At 72.3% G+C, this 14,236-nt stretch carries 16 protein-coding genes and 1 pseudogene; 6 read left to right on the forward strand and 11 right to left on the reverse strand.

Translation table 11 applies throughout. From position 1 onward, the window contains the following. Positions 1–3: 3 nt before the first annotated feature. On the reverse strand, positions 4–165 hold the full coding sequence (locus tag ACFZDJ_RS08845) for a hypothetical protein (protein ID WP_168493755.1): 162 nt from the start codon (positions 163–165) through the stop codon (positions 4–6). 152 nt (positions 166–317) lie between these two features. Here ACFZDJ_RS08845 and ACFZDJ_RS08850 point away from each other — a divergent pair, with 152 nt between their 5' ends. Further along, positions 318–1,661 (forward strand): helix-turn-helix domain-containing protein, encoded by a 1,344-nt coding sequence (locus ACFZDJ_RS08850; RefSeq protein ID WP_384908556.1) that lies wholly within the window; start codon positions 318–320, stop codon positions 1,659–1,661. 136 nt (positions 1,662–1,797) lie between these two features. Here ACFZDJ_RS08850 and ACFZDJ_RS08855 read toward each other — a convergent pair whose 3' ends face one another. The 7 genes from ACFZDJ_RS08855 to ACFZDJ_RS08885 form a co-directional block, all read right to left on the reverse strand. After that, positions 1,798–2,322 carry a GNAT family N-acetyltransferase gene (locus ACFZDJ_RS08855; protein ID WP_391057842.1) on the reverse strand — a complete coding sequence of 175 codons (525 nt, stop codon included), beginning with the start codon at positions 2,320–2,322 and terminating at the stop codon, positions 1,798–1,800. Positions 2,323–2,450: 128 nt separating this feature from the next. Next, positions 2,451–4,289: an alkyl sulfatase dimerization domain-containing protein gene (locus ACFZDJ_RS08860; protein WP_390932907.1), complete on the reverse strand. Its 1,839-nt coding sequence runs from the start codon at positions 4,287–4,289 to the stop codon at positions 2,451–2,453. Between the two features lie 91 nt (positions 4,290–4,380). After that, positions 4,381–4,602 (reverse strand): hypothetical protein, encoded by a 222-nt coding sequence (locus ACFZDJ_RS08865; protein WP_384908560.1) that lies wholly within the window; start codon positions 4,600–4,602, stop codon positions 4,381–4,383. Beyond that, a complete protein-coding gene (locus ACFZDJ_RS08870) occupies positions 4,599–6,338 on the reverse strand; it encodes a transglycosylase domain-containing protein (RefSeq protein ID WP_391057844.1) in 1,740 nt (579 codons plus the stop codon). The genes ACFZDJ_RS08865 and ACFZDJ_RS08870 overlap by 4 nt, the downstream gene beginning before the upstream one ends. Positions 6,339–6,466: 128 nt before the next feature. Continuing rightward, the gene (locus ACFZDJ_RS08875) at positions 6,467–7,168 is read right to left on the reverse strand and encodes a hypothetical protein (protein ID WP_391057215.1); all 702 of its coding nucleotides are present in this window, start codon (positions 7,166–7,168) and stop codon (positions 6,467–6,469) included. After that, a complete protein-coding gene (locus ACFZDJ_RS08880) occupies positions 7,165–7,803 on the reverse strand; it encodes a SigE family RNA polymerase sigma factor (RefSeq protein WP_391057218.1) in 639 nt (212 codons plus the stop codon). The genes ACFZDJ_RS08875 and ACFZDJ_RS08880 overlap by 4 nt, the downstream gene beginning before the upstream one ends. An 89-nt stretch (positions 7,804–7,892) precedes the next feature. After that, positions 7,893–8,831: an Ig-like domain-containing protein gene (locus tag ACFZDJ_RS08885; RefSeq protein WP_391057221.1), complete on the reverse strand. Its 939-nt coding sequence runs from the start codon at positions 8,829–8,831 to the stop codon at positions 7,893–7,895. A gap of 134 nt (positions 8,832–8,965) precedes the next feature. Between ACFZDJ_RS08885 and ACFZDJ_RS08890 the strand changes: the two genes are divergently transcribed. The 3 genes and pseudogenes from ACFZDJ_RS08890 to ACFZDJ_RS08900 all read left to right on the forward strand — a co-directional run. Next, the gene (locus ACFZDJ_RS08890) at positions 8,966–9,577 is read left to right on the forward strand and encodes a SigE family RNA polymerase sigma factor (protein WP_390932915.1); all 612 of its coding nucleotides are present in this window, start codon (positions 8,966–8,968) and stop codon (positions 9,575–9,577) included. Further along, on the forward strand, positions 9,567–10,346 hold the full coding sequence (locus tag ACFZDJ_RS08895) for a L,D-transpeptidase (protein ID WP_391057224.1): 780 nt from the start codon (positions 9,567–9,569) through the stop codon (positions 10,344–10,346). Before ACFZDJ_RS08890 ends, ACFZDJ_RS08895 begins: the two co-directional genes overlap by 11 nt. A 30-nt stretch (positions 10,347–10,376) precedes the next feature. Next, positions 10,377–10,481: pseudogene (locus ACFZDJ_RS08900) on the forward strand (ribosomal protein L7/L12); the annotation flags it as partial. A gap of 31 nt (positions 10,482–10,512) precedes the next feature. On the opposite strand, the gene ACFZDJ_RS08905 reads toward ACFZDJ_RS08900, so the two are convergent. Next, the gene (locus ACFZDJ_RS08905; RefSeq protein ID WP_391057227.1) at positions 10,513–11,502 is read right to left on the reverse strand and encodes a hypothetical protein; all 990 of its coding nucleotides are present in this window, start codon (positions 11,500–11,502) and stop codon (positions 10,513–10,515) included. Between the two features lie 433 nt (positions 11,503–11,935). Between ACFZDJ_RS08905 and ACFZDJ_RS08910 the strand changes: the two genes are divergently transcribed. Further along, positions 11,936–12,139: a cold-shock protein gene (locus tag ACFZDJ_RS08910; protein ID WP_010986199.1), complete on the forward strand. Its 204-nt coding sequence runs from the start codon at positions 11,936–11,938 to the stop codon at positions 12,137–12,139. A 245-nt stretch (positions 12,140–12,384) separates the two neighbouring features. Further along, on the forward strand, positions 12,385–12,663 hold the full coding sequence (locus ACFZDJ_RS08915) for an SCO5918 family protein (RefSeq protein ID WP_168493771.1): 279 nt from the start codon (positions 12,385–12,387) through the stop codon (positions 12,661–12,663). Between the two features lie 35 nt (positions 12,664–12,698). Here the strand turns inward: ACFZDJ_RS08915 and ACFZDJ_RS08920 are convergent, their stop codons facing one another. Beyond that, on the reverse strand, positions 12,699–13,574 hold the full coding sequence (locus ACFZDJ_RS08920; RefSeq protein WP_391057230.1) for a hypothetical protein: 876 nt from the start codon (positions 13,572–13,574) through the stop codon (positions 12,699–12,701). Between the two features lie 152 nt (positions 13,575–13,726). Continuing rightward, complete coding sequence (locus tag ACFZDJ_RS08925) at positions 13,727–14,149, reverse strand: ATP-binding protein (protein ID WP_391057232.1); 423 nt, start codon at positions 14,147–14,149, stop codon at positions 13,727–13,729. Positions 14,150–14,236 lie beyond the last annotated feature (87 nt).

Below are 14,236 nucleotides of genomic sequence, written 5' to 3' on the forward strand. Positions count from 1 at the left end.
GTCTTACCGCAGGGCCACCGCGTGGCCGGTGTGGTTCTGGAAGTGCGGGGTAGTGGCTTCGGCCGCCCGGGCGGGGCCGGCGTTCGCTGCCAGGACCAGGGCGGCGACGGCGACGACGGCGGCACCGAAACCTCTGAAGTAGCGCGCGGAAATACGTCGGAGCATGGCGACCTCGCAACAACAGCGGCGTATTAAGCAGGCTTAATCCGCCGCTTAACGTAGGGGCTCGAAGCATCAAAGGGCAAGGGGCGCAAGAGGAGTTGGACCATAGTCAAAAGTTGGCCGAGTGTAAGTCGGGTTAATGGCATGCTTAATCCATGGCGGAGCGTGACGGCCCGGAGGTCATCGGGCGCAGAGTTCAGCAGTTGCGTACGGAACGCGGACTGACGCAGAAGCAGTTGGCGGAACCGGCGTACACGCCCGCGTACATCTCCACCCTGGAGGCCGGGCGGGTGCGGGCCTCCGAGTCCGCGCTGCGGCACATCGCCGAGCGGCTCGGGGTGGCGTACGAGGAGATCGCGACCGGGCGTCCCGCCCGCCTCGCCACCGATCTGCGGCTGCGGCTCACCGACGCCCAGCGCACGCTCGCCACCGGCGAGGCGGAGGTCGCGGCGGAGCAGTACGCCGCGCTCCTCGCGGAGGCGGACGCGCACGGGCTCGTCGCCGAGCAGGCCGCGGCGCTGCTCGGGCTCGGCGAATGCGCCCTGGAGACCGGGGACCTGCAGACCGCGCGGGAACGTTTCGAGGCCTCGGAACAGCGCCTCGGCGACGCGCCCCTCCCGAACCGGGTGCCCGCCCTGCGCGGCCGGGCCGTGTCCCACTACCTCGCCGGTGAACTCCGCTACGCCTGCTATCTGTTCGAGTCCACTCTCGACGAGCTCAACCGCACCGGGATGCACGATCCGGACGCGCTGCTGCTCCTCTACACGGGCGTCATCGCCCCGTACATGGACATGGGCGCCCATGCGCGGGCCGCCCAGGCCGCGGAGTTCGCGCTCGCCCTGGCGCCCCAGGTGGCTGATCCGGCCCTTGTCGCCCGGATGCACCGCTCCGTCGCCCGCACGATGATCGCCGAGGGCCGGGTCGCCGAGGCCGACGCCTCCCTCGCCAAGGCCTCCGAGCTCTACCGGCAGCTCCAGATCCGTACCGAGCTCGCCAACTGCCACTGGATGCGCGGCTACCTGTACGCCCAGAACGGGGAACTGGAACGGGCGGAGGGCGAGTTGCGGGAGGCGCAGGCGATGCTCTCCGCGAAGCGCGCCGCCCTGTACACGAGCCAGGTCAACGTGGAGCTCGCGGACGTACTGCACCGGCGCGGGAAGTCGGCCGAGGCCGCCATCCTCCTCCACGAGGTACTCGGTGACCTCAGTCCCGAGCGCGGTGCCGTGCACTCGGCCGGCGCGCACCGACTGCTCGGCATCATCGCCGAGGACGCCCGGGACACGGAGTCCGCCGAGGAGCACTACGTGCGGGCGCTGAGTCTTCTTGAGCGGGCGGGGGCGGCGGGGGATCTCGCCGACCTGTGCCGGCTCCTCGGGGACCTGTTGCGCCGTACGGGCCGGGTGGAAGCGGCCCTCGACGCCTACCGCACGGGCCTCGGCCACCGCACGGCCCCCGGCACCACCACCCTGGGCCCGGCCCCGGCCCAGCCCCCGCTGTAACGGCCGGTCCTGCGACTGCGGGCGGTTCCTCGGCCGCGGGCCGGTGGGGGCTGCTCGCGCAGTTCCCCGCGCCCCTAAAAGCCTCGACCCGTCCGGCACTCGAGGACGAGGCCGTTCAGAGGAAGCCGGAGAACCCCTACGCGCGGCGGTGGTGGGCGGACCCCCCGGCAGGTGCCTCGGAGGCGGATATCTCGGAGGCGGGGATCTCGAAGATGGTTTCGAGGCCGTCCTCCTCGTCCCACTGCTCGCCGACCTCCGTGAAGCCGAACCCGGCGATCGTGGCCAGGGACGCGGTGTTGTCCGGGCTGATCGTCACACGTACGGTCCGGACCCGGGCATCGGCGGCGGCCCGGCGCATCAACGCGGCCAGGATCGCCCGCGCGTAGCCCCGGCGGCGATGGCCGGGGTCCACGGAGTAGCCGATCTCCACCATGCCCGCCTCGTCCGGCGGCCCGTGGAACCCGGCGTAGCCGACGACCGCACCCTCCGGCTCGGCGACCACGACCTTGGCCAGCCACCCCGCGCACTCGGGGCGCGAGGCCAGCTGGTTCAGCCGGTAGCGCCAGAGCCAGCGCGCGCTGTCGCTGAGGAAGTACTCGGTGAGTGCGGCCCCCACCTCGGCACCGGCCCGGTCGAGGTCGGAGTCCAGCAGGGCTGTCATGGCCGTGCTCGACAGCTCGACGAACCGCACCGACTTGTCTCTTGCAGCGTTGTCTGTCACAGCGCGGATCCTCATCGGGGGGAGCCGGGCCTGTCGAACGGTTTTCCCCGTACGCCCTCCCGGGGCCATCACGGCGTCACGATCGGGAACGCCTTGTCCGGCTCGGAGACGTACGAGAGCAGCCGGGCCAGCACGGTGGTGTCGCCGTCCGACTCGATGCCCGCGAGGCCCCGGCCCGTCACGACCCCGAGCAGCTCCGGGCGGGTGAGGGTCAGGGTCAGGTCCGCGTGGGGCTTCGGGGTGTGGTGGACCGGCATGGCGCGGTGGGTGAGGGCGCCGTTGTGGAGGTTGACCCGGTGGCGGCGCTGCTCGTCGATGACGACGAGGTCGAGGGTGAGGTGTTCGTTCCAGGCGCGGGGGCCCTCGATCCGCACGGCGAGCGAGTCGAGGAGCATGCTCACGGTGAGCGCGGACGTCAGTTCGGGGCTCGTGGTGTCGATGGGGATGTCGGCGGTGCCCGCGCGCAGTTCCAGGGCGGCCGTGAGGTAGGCGTTGCGCCAGGTCCCGTTCTCCGCGCCGTACCCGAGCCGTTCGTAGACGCCCGCGAGGGTGTCCTTCGCGGCGTTGTTCGACGGGTCGGCGAACACCAGGTGGTTGAGGAGGGTGGCGGCGAACCGCAGGTCGCCGGCGTCGATGTACGCCCGCGCCTTGACCAGGGTCTCCGTCTGACCGCCCGCCAACTCCACGTACCGCCGCCCGAGTTCGACCGGCGGATGCTCCCAGAGGTGGGCGGGGTTGCCGTCGTACCAGCCCATGTACCGCTGGTAGACGGCCTTGACGTTGTGGCTGACCGAGCCGTAGTAGCCGCGGGCGTGCCAGGCCCTCTCCAGGGCGGGCGGCAGCAGCAGTTCCTCGGCGATCTCGGTGCCGGTCAGGCCCCGGTTGAGCATGCGGAGGGTCTGGTCGTGCAGGTAGGCGTACAGGTCCCGCTGTTCGCCGAGGAACCTCACGATGTTCGCCCGGCCCCAGATCGGCCAGTGGTGGGAGGCGAACGCCACGTCGTAGGTGTCACCGAACACGTCGATCGTCTCGTCGAGATAGCGGGCCCACACATGCGCGTCGCGGACCGGGGCCCCGCGCAGGGTGAGCACGTTGTGCAGGGTGTGGCTGGCGTTCTCGGCCACGCACAGGGCGCGCTGCTCGGGGAGCAGGAAGTTCATCTCGGCGGGCGCCTCGGTCCCGGGCGTGAGCTGGAAGACGAACCGCACGCCGTCGACGGTCTCCTCCTGCCCCGTCCGGGTGATGTCCACGTTCGGGGCGATGAGCGTGACGGTGCCGGTGGAGGTGATGGTGCCGAGCCCGGTACCGATCTGGCCGCGCGGGGCCCTCGGCAGCCGGGAGCCGTACATGAACGCCGACCGGCGCAGCATCGCGTTGCCGGCGAAGACGCTCTCGCTGACCGCGTGCTCAAGGAATCCCTCGGGCGCGAGGACGGGCAGGCCGCTCTCGCTGCCGTGCGCCACCACCCCGCGGGCGCCGCCGAAGTGGTCGACGTGGGAGTGGGTGTAGACGAGCCCGGTCACGGGCCGTGCACCCCGGTGCTCGTGGTAGAGCCCGAGGGCGGCCGCGGCGCACTCCGCCGAGATCAGCGGGTCGATCACGATCACACCGTGCTTGCCCTCGACGAGGGTCATGTTCGAGAGATCGAGGCCGCGCACCTGGTACACGCCCTCGGTGACCTCGTACAGGCCGTGGCGCGCGCACAGCTGCGACTGCCGCCACAGGCTGGGGTGCGCGGTGTCGGGGCAGTCCTCGTCCAGGAACGCGTACGCGTTCCCGTCGTAGACGATCTGTGCCTCGCTGTCGGTGATCACGGGCGGGTCCAACGCCGCGATGAACCCCCGATCGGCGTTCTCGAAGTCCGTGAGATCGTCGAAGGGAAGGTCATCACGCGCCGGGACGGTCATACGTCCAGCCTCTGCCGACGAGCGGTGAGCGGCTAGTGGAGTGGGCCGTTCGTGACGTGCGCGGTCGCGAGGTGTGGGCTCGTGACGTGCGTCAGAGCCGGTCCATCCGGCTGTAGGGGCTGAGGATGCGGGCCTGGCGGGAACCGAAGTCGACGAGCATGGCGATGCCCTCTTCGACGCCGATGATCGTGCCCAGGCCGAACTGGTCGTGAGTGACCCGGTCTCCGAGGCTGAATTCCTTGGCCACGGGGATGACCGGGGCGGCGAAGGGGCTGGTGGGCAGGTGGCGCCGGGGCGCGGAGGGTTTCGTCATCGTGTAGCCAGTATGGGCTTTGTTTGGCCGGTTGGAAGCCCCGGATTTGGTTCCGCAGCCGGATCGTGGCCTTCGACGGTGCCGACGATCTTGGACCAGACGCCCTCGGAGACGGACAGCGAACGGCTCCCCGCCGTGTACGGGAGGGGTGCGGGCAGGGCCGCCTTCTTGCCCTTGGCCGGGTGTTCCGCGAAGAGAGCGACGGTGAGGGTGAGATGTTCGTCGTAGGTCGTCCGCCAGAGCGTGCGCAGGCCCGCGGCGCCGGTCTGGGTGGCCACAGGAGCGTCCAACCGGCCGTACAGGAACTTGGTGATCATCCCCGCGTCGGCGCGTGTCATGGCCGTACGGGTGCGGGGGTGGGCCTCGTAGAGCGTGCGGCCCGCGCGGGTGATCTTCGCGACCGTGTACGGCGTGGCGTAGACACCGTGCGCCGCCGCCGTGGCGTACGCGGAGGCGAGCCGGAGCGGGGTCGGGGCCGCGGTGCGGGTGAGGTCCGTGAGGGGGGCGAGCAGCTTCATGCCGGAGAACGGCTGGAGCGCGGTGCCCGCCTCCACCGCTCCGTCCCGCGCGTCGTTGAAGGGCTGACCGGCGTAGTCCGCGCCGCCGTACAGCACGCGGACCGCGCCGTCGCCGGGGACCAGCGCGACCACGGCCGTGTGGACCCGGACGTCCCCGGTCGGTTTCACCTCGGCCCGCTTCCCTCCGCCTGCCTTCTCCTCGGCCGCCTTCTCCCCGCTCTTCTCGCCGGTCTTCTTGTCGGTGCCGTCGGCCGCCAGCTCCGCCGTCGCGTCCTGTGCCGTCAGGTCGAAGGTCGTACGGACCGTGTAGCCGCCGCGGGCGAGCTGGTCCTCGGTGATGCCGAGCCGGTCGGCGGCCTCCGAGGCGGCCGCGTCGATGAGGTACTGGCGCTGGCCGTCCGTGTCGCCCGGCGGATAGAAACGGAAGGCCGGGAAACGGGCCGCGGCCCGCTGCGCGGACGTGATCGCGCCGCTGTGCGCCATCGCGTCCAGCACCCACTCCCAGCGGTCCACCAGCTTGGCCGTCACCTCCGGGTCGGAACCGGCCTTCTCGTAGTACGAGGGAATGTTGATGACGGACGCGAGCGCCGCCCCCTGGCTCACCGTGAGGTCCTTGGCGTCGACGCCGAAGTAGTTCCGGGCGGCGGACTGGATGCCGGCCGCGCCCCGGCCGAAGTACACCGTGTTGAGGTAGCCCCGCAGGATCTCGTCCTTCGAACGGGTGCGGTCCAGCTTGATCGAGATCAAGGCCTCGCGCGCCTTGCGGGACAGTGACTGCTGCGGGCTGAGCAGGGCGTTCTTCACGTACTGCTGGGTGATCGTGGAGCCGCCCTGCCGGCCGCCGCCGCTCACCGTCGACCAGGCGGCCCGGGCGATCGCCCTCGGGGAGATCCCGGTGTCCGTGCGGAAGGACCGGTTCTCCGCCGCGATCACCGCCTCCTGCACATACCGGGGGACCTGCGAGAGCGGGATCTCCTGCCGGTCCACGGGGCCGCGCCGGCCCAGGTAGTCGCCGTGGTCGTCGACGAAGACCGTGCTCTGCATGGCCGTCTCCGGGTGCGGCTCGGGGATCTTCGTCAGGTGGTACGCCACCACGGCCGCGCCGACGAGGTTCGCGAGGAGCGCGAGCAGCACGACGATCGCGCGGCGCAGTCGGCGCCCGCGGGTGCGACGGATACGGATCCGCCGCTTGACGAGCCTGCGGCGCAGGCCCGCCATGAGCCGGCCGCGCCCACCGGCGCTGTGTCGCCCGCTGCCGGGCCCGCGGCTGCTGCCGGGGCTGCCGCCGCTGCCGTGGTCATCGGCGGTCACAGCGACGTCGGTGCCGCGGTCCGTGTCCATGTCGTTCACCGGCCGGCCCCCGTGCTCGCTGTCACCCCGCCCGCCGCGTCGTACACCGTGACTCTCCTGGTCACATCGACGGGCCTGCCGGGGGCGACCGGCTTCGGTGCGCTCACCATCGCGTACCAGACTCCCCAGTGCGGGCCGCCCGCGAGGGTGAGGGCCGTGCCGGCGACCTGGCCCGCGGTGGTCTCGATCTCGACCCGCGCCGCCTCGCGCTTGCCGCGGTAGACGCCGGAGAGGAAGTACCCCCAGTCCCCCGCGCCCTCCTGCTGGACGGTGACGCCGGGCTCGTCGGCGCCGTCCTTCACACTGCTGAACAGCGGCCCGGAGTCGGCGGGCGAGGACCAGTGCGCGCCGTCCTCGGTGAGCCAGATCTTGATGCCGTGCGCGACCTCGACCCGTTCACCGGCGGTCACGACCCGCACCGTGGCCATGGGCAGAGCGGAGGGGGACGCCACCCGCCCGTCGCCCGATTCCGGGGACACGGCCTCGCGCAGGGCGACCACGGCCAGCGGGACCACCAGCAGCGCGCACGCGGACCCCGCCACCGCGGCCGTACGCCGCCGCCTGCGCCGCCGGCCCGCGCGCTCGATGGCGGCCAGCGGCACGGCCGAGGGGGTGACGTCGTAGGCGGCTTCGGCGAACACCTCGCGCAGCGGCTCGGACTCGGCCGACGGGCGCGGGAACGTGCGGTGACGTTTCATGAGCGGGCTCCGGAGACGGGGTGTCGGCGGGCGGGGGACGGGGCGACGGAGGGAGCGGCGAGGCGGGCGGCGAGGGAGGGATGGGCGCGCAGGGCCGCCAGACCGCGCCGGGCGTGCGCCTTGACCGTGCCGGCCGAGCAGCCGAGCAGCTGCGCGATCTCGGCCTCGCCCAGTCCCTCCCAGTGGCGCAGCACCACCACGGCCCGCCGCCGCGCGGGCAGCGCGGCCAGCGCCCGGCCGAGCGCGTCCCGCCGGGCGACGGCCTCCGTGCGAACCGGTACGGCCCGGCGCGCCCGCTCGGACAGGAACGGCGTCAGCAGACGGGCGGCGCGTCCCCTCCGCGTGCGGCCGAGGTGGGTTCTGACCAGGCAGCGCCGTACGTAGAAGGCGACGTCATCGCGCGGGATGCGCCGCCAGCGGGCACGGACCCGGGCCAGCGTGGTCCGGACGAGATCCTCGGCCTCGTGGAGGTCGCCGGTGAGCAGATGCGCGGTGCGGACCAGCCGGGGCCAGGCCGCGGTGGCGTACGGGGCGAACTCACCGGTCCCGGCAGGCGCGCCGGGGGTTTCGGAGGCGGCATGCGAGGTGGCGTGGGAAGCGGCGTCGGAGGAGGTGTGGGAGGAGGTGTGAGGCACGGCCTGCGGTCCCTCGGAGTCGGGTACGTGGGGGGTGGGGGCGAGCGGGGGAGCCGGGACCTGAACACCCGGCTCCCCCGCCCGCACGCTCACTTCAGTGCGCTGCCGGCCCGCCACTGGGCCCAGTCCGCGTTCCAGTCGCCGTAGCCGTTGCCCACGGCCACCGTGTCCTTGGAGCCGACGACGGTGACGACGTCACCGGGGATGACCTCGTCGTAGAACTTCTTGGCGGTGCCGTCCGTCGCGAGTCCGACGCAGCCGTGGGTGACGTTCTGGTGCCCGGCGTACGTATTGGCCTTCGGGTTCTGGTGGAGGTAGGTCCCGGAGGTGGTGAGGTGGACGGCGTAGTAGTAATAGCCCGCGTAGGCGTCGCCGTAGCCGACGGTCTGCGAGTTCATGAAGACCTTGGTCGCCTTGTCGGAGACGACCATCGTGCCGTTCCAGGTGTCCATGCCCGGGGCGCCCGCGGTGATGGGCACATTCCGGGTCTGCCCGTCCTCGACGACCCTCATCATGTGCGTGCGCACGTCGACCGTGGCGACGAGCGAACGGCCCACGGTGAAGCGCCGGGTGATGCCCGAGCCCGCCCGGACGGTGACCTCGGTGCCCGGGCTCCAGTACGCGCGGGGCCGGAAGTCCACCCGCTGCCCTTCCAGCAGATCGCGGTCCTTCACCCAGCTCCAGGAGCCCTCGACATCGGCGTCTACCTTCAACTGCCGCTCCACCTCGGCTCGTTCACCGGTGGGTATCGCGTGGTCGAAGGTGACGGATATCGGCATGCCGACGCCCACGGTCTGACCGTCGGCGATGTTGATGTGCGCGCCGGTCAGCTTCGCGAGGGGTTTGGCCTTGACGGGCTGGGTGGCCGGCTTCTGACCAGCCGCCGTGTTCGGCTTCGCCGCCGTGTCCACCTCGGTGCCCGCGCTCCCCGTCACCGCCCCCTTCGAGCAGCCCGCGAGCGCGAGCGCGCACAGGGCGGCCGCCGTCCAACCGGCCGCGATACGACGGCTCCTGGCTCTCCTGGTCATCCCGATCCCCCTGCGGTGTGTTTCGATGTGCGGCGTACGGGACCTGTACGCACGGCACGGACCGCCGGGTTGCACGGGGCAGGGGAAATTCCGAAGTCTTCGGCGGGGGCACGACCGAGGAAGAGACGGGGGGCATGACCGAGGAAGAGTTCGACGCGTTCTACGCCGCCGCGTTCCCCCGGCTGACCGGTCAGCTGTACGCGTTCACCGGGGACCACGGCGAGGCGCAGGACGTCGTCCAGGAGGCGTTCGTCCGTGCCTGGGACCGACGGCGGGATTTCCTCGCCGAAGGGGCGCCGGAGGCGTGGATACGGACCGTGGCGATGCGGCTCGCGGTGAGCCGCTGGCGCCGCGCGCGCCGCTGGCTGGAACTCGTCCGCCGCACCCCGCCGCCCGAGCACACGCCGGGCCCCGGCCCCGAGCGCACCGCGCTGGTCACCGCGTTGCGCACGCTGCCCGAGGCACAGCGGATGGCGCTGGTCCTGCACCATCTGTGCGACCTCAGTGTCGAGCAGGTAGCCTCCGAAACCGGTGCCCCCGTGGGCACGGTCAAGGCCCGGCTGTCCCGCGGCCGGGCGGCGCTGGCGCAGACGCTGGCGACGGCGGACGAGTGGGAGACCGCCGAGAGGGGCAAGAAGAGCGCGGACAGAGGGAAGCCGTCCGCGGGCTCCGCGGACTCGCCGCGCTCCGCGCGCTCGCTGGATCCGACGGACGAGGGGAAGAGGGAGGACGACCGTGTCCGATGAACTCGCCTCCGGCCTGCGCGAGTTGGCCCAGGACGCCGAGACTCTCCCGTCGGTGTCCGGTGCCGAGATCCGGCTGCGGGCCGTACGCCGCAGGCGCCGGCGTTTTCGATGGACCGCCGTGACCGTGGCCGGTGCCTGCGCCGCCGCGAGCCTGGCCCTGGTCGTGGCCCTGAACCTGACCGGCGGCGACCGCGAGGACCGCCCCTCCCCGGCCGCGAGCCCCACCGCCCCGCCCAGCACCCCCTCCCCGGCCGCGCCCGACGCCACCGTCGACCTCTCGCGGCGCATGCTGACGGTCGCGGGCCGCGACCTGCCGATCTCCTCCGGTTCCGTCCGCTACCCAACGGCCACGGGACGGATGACGGTCGTCACGAAGGACAGCGTCAGGGCGCTGTCCTTGTTCGCGGGCAAGTACATGGAGAAAGTGGCCTGGGTGATCGGTCTGCGTGCCGCCGACGGGACGACGAACTTCGTCGGAACCCTCACGAGCGACGAGAAGGCCCCCGGGACCTACGACGTCACGACCGGCTGGATCGGCCTGCGCCGCGCGGACGCGGTGTGGCTGTACAAGGAGTTGGCGCTGGGCGCGGTGGTCGAGATCAGGGGCGCGACCACCCCGACCCCGGCGACGGACCTGTCGCCGTCGGCGACCGAGGGCACGGTCCTGCCGGGCGGCACCGGCGGCGCCGCGCCCTATCCCGGTCGGACCGCCGCCACGCCCGTGCCGTCAGTACCCACAGCGCCGTCGGTGACGGCGGGTCTTCCCTAGGGGGACTCCATGGGAATATCCGGCTTTGCCGCGCTCGCGCGCGACGGCAAGAAGATCCAGGCGATCAAGGCGTTCCGGGAGGTCACGGGCGCGGGCCTCAAGGAGGCGAAGGACGCGGTCGACCGGCTGGTCTGACCGCCGCCGCGAGCCTTCCGGTCCTCGGGTGTCAGCCCTCCTGGGCGGCGTCGGTGGTGTCGTCGGTGTCGGCGGCGGTGGTGTCGTCGGTGTCCGCGGGGCTCTCGGTGAGGGGTTCGGTGGGCGTGTCGGTGAGGGGGGCGGCCGACGGGGTGGTGGGGCCGACCGGCGCGGTGGTGGGGACGGTCGGCGCGGTGGTGGGGACGGTCGACGGGGTGGTGGGGACGGTCGACGGGGTGGCGGGGGGTCGGCCCGCCAGGACGTCCTGGAGCCGCTGCGTACCGACCTGGACGGCCTGCTGGGTGGAGTCCTGCGCCGCCCCGCCGAGCCCGCCGTTGGTGAGGGAGACCGCCCGGTCCCCGACCCGCACGGCGGCGAAGTCCAGCGTCAGCATCGGCGCCACGCCGGAACCGTCACCACTGTCGCCGGACGACGCACCGCTCATCGTCAGCCGTAGCCCCTCCCGCGCATCGCCCACCCCGGGCAACACCGTCGGCACGACCCTCACGTTGAGCCGCCCACCCCGCACGTCCGTGGACGTGAACTGCGCGCACTTCGCGGGCAGCGTCCGCAGCCAGGCCAGCTTGGCGTCCACCTCCGAAGGAGCGGCGTACGCGGCGACCTGGTAGCGCAGCTGCGCCGCGTTGCCGCTCTCGTCGAGGCCCACGACGGCCCGGGCTCCCGTCGGCTCGCCCAGCAGGTCCTCGGCGTACAGACCGTCGAGCAGTCGCTGACAGTCCGGCGTGTCCGTCCTGGTTTTGAGGAGCCCGTCCCGCCAGGTCGCCCCGCCCTGCGTCGCGGACCAGCGATCGCCCAGCTCGCCCTGGGTGATCAGCGCGGCCGAGGCCTGGGCGTCGGTGAGGGAGGGGGTGGCGGAGCCGGCGGGCGGCTCGACGGACGGCGCTTCCGCGGGCCTCAAGACGCCGTGCAACGAGCACGCGGACGCCGACACCAGGAGGCCCGCGGTCAGGGCGCGGACGAGGAGACGGTACGGACCGGTGGGACCGTTCGGAACCTGCATGGCGGAGGCCTCCTGGGGGCGGACGCGCGAGTGTCCCTCCCACGCCACCACCGGGCCCGGCGGCCCACCAGCCGTACCGGGCCGTCCGGGTGAGCGGCCCGGCCGATCACCCCGCCACTGCCCGCAGGACCGCCCCGGCGAGGTCCTGCGGGCACATATCTGTCATGGCCGTGGTAGAAAATGAGCCGCCGTCCGGGCGGTTTTTTTATTCCCCGAGGTGGGGTGAGATAGTGCGCCGCCCTCCGGGAGCTGCACGTGCTAGTGTCGATATCAGTTGCAGTTGTGGTTCCCAAAGTCTTGGAGCGTACTTTCCGGTCCGTACCGGTCGGTCGCTTCTGAATTATCCGGAAGTTTTTCCGGATGGGGCAATCATTGCGGCGACGCGGACCCGCACAGTGTGGGTCCTCGAGCTTTGCCCCGAAGGAGATTTGACATGGCTACTGGCACCGTGAAGTGGTTCAACGCGGAAAAGGGCTTCGGCTTCATCGAGCAGGACGGCGGCGGCGCCGACGTCTTCGCCCACTACTCGAACATCGCCACCCAGGGCTTCCGTGAGCTCCAGGAAGGCCAGAAGGTGACCTTCGACGTCACGCAGGGCCAGAAGGGCCCGCAGGCGGAGAACATCGTCCCCGCCTAGTCCGGGACCTGCTGACGCCTGACTTCTGAGTCGGCCGACGCTTACAGGTGGCCGGGACCTGCACCATGAGGTGCGGGCCCCGGCCACCTGCTTTTTTCTTCCGGTCGGGTCGGCCCAGGTTCAGCACCGGCCGTTCCCGGTCGTTCCGGATTGAATTTCCGGCGAATTTTCTGGCCGCTGTGCCCACTTTCCGGTCTGCCGTGCCCACCTTCCGGCGCCGTGAAACTTCATCCCGCGGAGACACCATGCGTTGTGTGATCGCCCGTTTCCCCTTCGACCTCATCAAGAGTGAGGTCGAGCACTCGATGGCGGGCCGCGAGCCCGAACCCGTCACCAGCGCGTCCGTGGTCATCGGCCCGCACACCTACCCCGTCAAGCAGGTCGGGGAGGTCATCACCAAGCAGGACCGCCGCGACTTCACCGAGGTCGAGGTCGCCCGCGCGCTCACCCGTCTGGGCTTCGTCTGCCGCCCGACCGTCACCCCGGCCCGCTCCGCCGTCCCCAGCTGGGCCGAGACCGCGTAACACCCCGTCCGGCCCAGCATCCCCGCTTTTTCTCCTCAGCCCTTCGTCCACGGGGCGCCGGGGACGTCCGTCCGCACCCTCGTCGCCACGAAGTCCACCGTCGCGTAGTGGCCCGGCGACATCCGGGCCGTGACGCGGCGGAGATTGCCGTCGGTGTCGATCCAGTAGGTGAGGGCGGAGTCGTCGGCGGGGCTCGCGGAGGCGCTCGGGCCAGGGCGCGGGCCGGAGAAGACACCGTAACCGTGGCCGTCCAGGCGTTCGTCGCGTAGCCACAACGGACCCGAACGGGCGAGGAGTTCCGCGTTGTCGGGCCGGTCCGCGGCCACGGACAGCACCAGGCGCAGGGCTCGGTCCAGGGGCGCCGTGGAGTAGGGGCGGCGGGTCCACTCCTCGCGCTTGAGGGTGCCGGCCCTGCGGACGGCCCCCGCGGCGGTCGTCACGATGTCCGGGGCGGGGGGCCTGGCCGTCGTCCGGCCGGGCTCGGCGCCGGGCGCGGCAGCCGGCGGACGGGCCACGGCGAGGCCCTCCAGGTCCCAGGCGAGCAGGCCCTGCACGGTCCGGGTGTCGTCGACGATCTCGTACGCGCCCACGGCCCGGCGCACATGGTGGTCGACCACCGCACGCACCGTGATCGTCCCGTCTCCTGTCTCCGCCGCGGGCAGCCGGACCGTCACCTCCGAAGGACTCGCCTCGTAGGCGCGGAACCGGGCCAGTGCCATGCGCTGGGCCTCGTCCGCCGAGACCGGGTGCGGGGACGTGCCTCCGTTGCTGGAGAGCAGGAGCAGGAGGGCGGTCAGGGCGCCCGCCAGCGCCGTCGTGGCCGCGACCGCCGTCACCCAGACCTTCTTGCGCGGCGTGCGCGGCGTGCGCGGCGTGCGCGGCGTGCGCGGCTCGCGCGGCGGTTGCGGCACGTGGGGCTCACGGGGCTCACGGGGCACGTGGGGCCCGTGGGGCTCGTCAGGAGAGAAGCGCATGCTTGTCTCTACCTGTGGGCGGGCTCTTCACCGGTCGATTCCTCTGGACGGTCCGCCCCGGGTCACTCTCCCGGGTGAGGCGGGCGGGGCTACACCGCCAGGATCGCCCGGACCGTCTTGCCGCCGACGCCCGTGTTGACGACCTCGAAGCGGTGGGCGAGCTGCTGGACCATCGCGAGGCCGCGGCCGCTTTCGGCGTCGGTGTCCACCAGGCCGACCCGGGGGCGGCCGGGGCTGTCGTCATGGACCTCGACGATCACCTCGCCGCCGTGTCCCAGCTGGAGCCGCAGTCGGCAGCCGGTACGGCCGTGCCGGACGGCGTTGGCGACGAGCTCCGAAGCGATGAGCGTGGCGTCGTCGACCTGGTCGGCGGTCGGCGCCGCCGTCCGCGGACGTGGACGGGTCAGGAACGCCGAGGTCAACCTGCGGGCCCTGCCTGCCGAAACGGCCGCGCGCGGCAGTGTGTACTCCACGCGGGCGGTCAGTCGGACGGCGCGCTGCTGCGCACGCATGACAACCTCACTTCCCCTCCCAGGACAACCGGTACCCGGCGACCGGACCCCCGCCGGCCGGGACCCGCGCGAAACGGTGCGCGGCCG

The sequence above is a fragment of the Streptomyces sp. NPDC007896 genome, assembly GCF_042959425.1.
GTDB lineage: Bacteria > Actinomycetota > Actinomycetes > Streptomycetales > Streptomycetaceae > Streptomyces.

What these genes read in the sequence shown, in the direction of transcription:
- ACFZDJ_RS08865 (WP_384908560.1), bottom strand. Translation starts at nt 4,602, where the DNA reads ATGACGAAACCCTCCGCGCCCCGGCGCCACCTGCCCACCAGCCCCTTC.
- ACFZDJ_RS08885 (WP_391057221.1), bottom strand. Translation starts at nt 8,831, where the DNA reads ATGACCAGGAGAGCCAGGAGCCGTCGTATCGCGGCCGGTTGGACGGCG.
- ACFZDJ_RS08850 (WP_384908556.1), top strand. Translation starts at nt 318, where the DNA reads ATGGCGGAGCGTGACGGCCCGGAGGTCATCGGGCGCAGAGTTCAGCAG.
- ACFZDJ_RS08870 (WP_391057844.1), bottom strand. Translation starts at nt 6,338, where the DNA reads ATGGCGGGCCTGCGCCGCAGGCTCGTCAAGCGGCGGATCCGTATCCGT.
- ACFZDJ_RS08915 (WP_168493771.1), top strand. Translation starts at nt 12,385, where the DNA reads ATGCGTTGTGTGATCGCCCGTTTCCCCTTCGACCTCATCAAGAGTGAG.
- ACFZDJ_RS08845 (WP_168493755.1), bottom strand. Translation starts at nt 165, where the DNA reads ATGCTCCGACGTATTTCCGCGCGCTACTTCAGAGGTTTCGGTGCCGCC.
- ACFZDJ_RS08905 (WP_391057227.1), bottom strand. Translation starts at nt 11,502, where the DNA reads ATGCAGGTTCCGAACGGTCCCACCGGTCCGTACCGTCTCCTCGTCCGC.
- ACFZDJ_RS08890 (WP_390932915.1), top strand. Translation starts at nt 8,966, where the DNA reads ATGACCGAGGAAGAGTTCGACGCGTTCTACGCCGCCGCGTTCCCCCGG.
- ACFZDJ_RS08925 (WP_391057232.1), bottom strand. Translation starts at nt 14,149, where the DNA reads ATGCGTGCGCAGCAGCGCGCCGTCCGACTGACCGCCCGCGTGGAGTAC.
- ACFZDJ_RS08860 (WP_390932907.1), bottom strand. Translation starts at nt 4,289, where the DNA reads ATGACCGTCCCGGCGCGTGATGACCTTCCCTTCGACGATCTCACGGAC.
- ACFZDJ_RS08875 (WP_391057215.1), bottom strand. Translation starts at nt 7,168, where the DNA reads ATGAAACGTCACCGCACGTTCCCGCGCCCGTCGGCCGAGTCCGAGCCG.
- ACFZDJ_RS08855 (WP_391057842.1), bottom strand. Translation starts at nt 2,322, where the DNA reads ATGACAGCCCTGCTGGACTCCGACCTCGACCGGGCCGGTGCCGAGGTG.
- ACFZDJ_RS08910 (WP_010986199.1), top strand. Translation starts at nt 11,936, where the DNA reads ATGGCTACTGGCACCGTGAAGTGGTTCAACGCGGAAAAGGGCTTCGGC.